The sequence below is a fragment of the Pseudomonas sp. 2VD genome, assembly GCF_005503585.1.
Taxonomy (GTDB): Bacteria; Pseudomonadota; Gammaproteobacteria; order Pseudomonadales; family Pseudomonadaceae; genus Pseudomonas; species Pseudomonas aeruginosa.
In genome coordinates this window covers 1-2,726 of sequence record NZ_SCND01000540.1, presented here as the reverse complement: position 1 = coordinate 2,726, position 2,726 = coordinate 1, and the positions used below count along the sequence as shown (strand labels likewise).

Below are 2,726 nucleotides of genomic sequence, written 5' to 3'. Positions count from 1 at the left end.
TTGTATGTTTTCATCGTACGGCCAGCACGGAAGTCAGCAGGTACGGGGTCGTCGGCAGCGTCAGAGGTGTGTAAGAGACAGGCGTTCGTCGCGCTGAACTGCGCGGCGATCCCGGAAACCCTGATCGAGAGCGAACTGTTCGGTTATCGCGGCGGCAGCTTCACCGGCGCGCGCAAGGAGGGCATGCGCGGCAAGTTGCAGCAGGCTGACGGCGGCACCCTGTTCCTCGACGAGATCGGCGACATGCCGCTGGCCTTGCAGACCCGCCTGCTGCGGGTGCTGGAAGAGCGCCGGGTAGTACCGCTGGGCGGCGAGCCGGAGGATGTCGACGTGCGCCTGATCAGCGCTACCCACCGCGACCTGGCCGAGCTGGTCGCCGATGGACGCTTCCGCGAGGATCTCTACTACCGCCTCAATGGCATGGTCGTGAGCCTGCCGCCGCTGCGCGAGCGCAGCGACCGCGAGGAGCTGCTGGACTACCTGCTGGCCGAGGAAGCCAGGGGCCAGCGCATCCAGCTCGACGGCGAGGTTCGCCAGGGCCTGCTGGCCTACCGCTGGCCGGGCAACGTCCGGCAGATGCGCACGGTGCTACGGACCCTGGTGGCACTCTGCGAGGACGGCCGGGTCGGCCTGCGCGACCTGCCCGCGGATATCCGCCAGGCCCTGGCGGTGCTGCCGCCCGCCGCAGCGGCGCCCGCCCCGGCCGCGGGCAACAGCCTGGACGACGCCGAGCGAGCCGCGTTGCTGGCGGCGCTGGATGGCCAGCGCTGGCACGTGAGCCGGGTGGCCGAGCAACTGGGGATCAGCCGCAACACCCTGTATCGCAAGCTGCGCCGGCACGGCCTGGTGCGCGGTCAGGCCTGACGGGCGGGACGGCTCCAGGCGGGCCGCCGCGAGGCCGGCGGGAACCCCGCCGACGCCGCGTCGTCTGATGCCGCGACGCCGGGCGGCCGGCGCCTCCGCTGTGCTAATCTGCCGCCCATTCACAGCGCCTTCGACGGCTTGATCTGCAGGAGTCTGCATGCACATCCACGTACTCGGCATCTGCGGGACCTTCATGGGCTCGCTGGCCGTGCTGGCCAAGGAACTGGGCCACCGGGTGACCGGTTCCGACGCCAACGTCTACCCCCCCATGAGCACCCAGCTGCAAGCCCAGGGCATCGAGCTGATGCAGGGCTACGATCCGGCCCACCTGGAGCCGGCGCCGGACCTGGTAGTGATCGGCAACGCCCTGTCGCGCGGCAATCCGGCGGTGGAGCATGTCCTGAACAAGGGCCTGCCCTACGTTTCCGGCCCGCAGTGGCTGGCCGACCACGTGCTGCAAGGACGCTGGGTGCTGGCGGTGGCCGGTACCCACGGCAAGACCACCACCACCAGCATGCTCGCCTGGGTTCTGGAGCACGCCGGCATGAGCCCGGGCTTCCTGATCGGCGGGGTGCCGCAGAACTTCGGGGTTTCGGCGCGCCTGGGCGGTACGCCGTTCTTCGTGGTCGAGGCCGACGAGTACGACAGCGCCTTCTTCGACAAGCGCTCGAAGTTCGTCCATTACCGCCCGCGCACGGCGATCCTGAACAACCTGGAATTCGACCACGCGGATATCTTCCCCGACCTCGCGGCCATCGAGCGGCAGTTCCACCATCTGGTGCGCACTGTGCCGGGCGAGGGCCTGATCATTCGCCCGAGCGCCGAGAAAGCCCTGGAGCGCGTACTCGGGATGGGCTGCTGGACCCCGGTGCAGACCACCGGCGAAGGCGGCCAGTGGCAGGCGCGCCTGCTCGCCGAGGACGGCTCGCGCTTCGAGGTGCTGTTCGACGGCATCGTCCAGGGCGAGGTGGACTGGCCGCTGACCGGCCTGCACAACGTCGCCAACGCCCTCGCCAGCCTGGCGGCGGCGCGCCATGTCGGCGTGATGCCCAGCCAGGGCGCGGCGGCGCTCAGCGAGTTCCGCAACGTCAAGCGGCGCATGGAGAAGGTCGCGGAGGTCCGGGGCGTGACCCTCTACGACGACTTCGCCCACCATCCGACCGCCATCGCCACCACCCTCGACGGCCTGCGCAAGCAGGTTGGCGCCGATACCCAGGTGATCGCCATCGTCGAGCCGCGTTCCAACTCGATGAAGCTCGGCGCTCATCGCGACGGCCTGCCGGACAGCGTGCGCCAGGCCGACCAGGTGCTCTGGTACGCGCCGCCGAACCTGGGCTGGGACCTGGCCGCCACCGCCGCGCAATGCGCGATACCGTCGCAGGTCTGCGATACCCTGGAGGCGATCATAGAGCAGGTGCGCCAGCAGGCCAGGCCCGGCGCGCAAGTGGTGATCATGAGCAACGGCGGCTTCGGCGGCTTGCACGGCAAGCTGGCCGCGGCGCTGGCCGAGTGAGGGGCGCGATGAGCGGTCCGGAACGCATTACCCTGGCGATGACCGGCGCCTCAGGCGCCCAGTACGGCCTGCGCTTGCTCGATTGCCTGGTGCAGGAAGAGCGCGAGGTGCACTTCCTGATCTCCAAGGCCGCGCAACTGGTGATGGCCACCGAGACCGACGTGGCCCTGCCGGCCAAGCCGCAGGCGATGCAGGCCTTCCTCACCGAATATTGCGGTGCCGCCGCCGGACAGATCCGCGTGTTCGGCCAGAACGACTGGATGGCGCCGCCGGCCTCCGGCTCCAGCGCGCCCAATGCCATGGTGATCTGCCCGTGTTCCACCGGCACCCTGTCGGCGGTCGCCACGGG

At 69.9% G+C, this 2,726-nt stretch carries 1 protein-coding gene and 2 pseudogenes; all 3 read left to right on the top strand.

From position 1 onward, the window contains the following. Positions 1–78: 78 nt before the first annotated feature. Positions 79–864, top strand: a pseudogene (gene eatR, locus FFS27_RS31295) (sigma-54-dependent transcriptional regulator EatR); the annotation flags it as partial. Between the two features lie 157 nt (positions 865–1,021). Then, positions 1,022–2,377, top strand: coding sequence for a UDP-N-acetylmuramate:L-alanyl-gamma-D-glutamyl-meso-diaminopimelate ligase (mpl, locus tag FFS27_RS31290; protein ID WP_003093229.1), 1,356 nt, complete (start codon positions 1,022–1,024; stop codon positions 2,375–2,377). 8 nt (positions 2,378–2,385) lie between these two features. Next, a pseudogene (gene ubiX / locus FFS27_RS31285) lies at positions 2,386–2,726 on the top strand (flavin prenyltransferase UbiX); the annotation flags it as partial.

Bases quoted from the DNA above. Each gene is read 5' to 3' on its own strand.
- mpl (WP_003093229.1), top strand. From the start codon at position 1,022: ATGCACATCCACGTACTCGGCATCTGCGGGACCTTCATGGGCTCGCTG.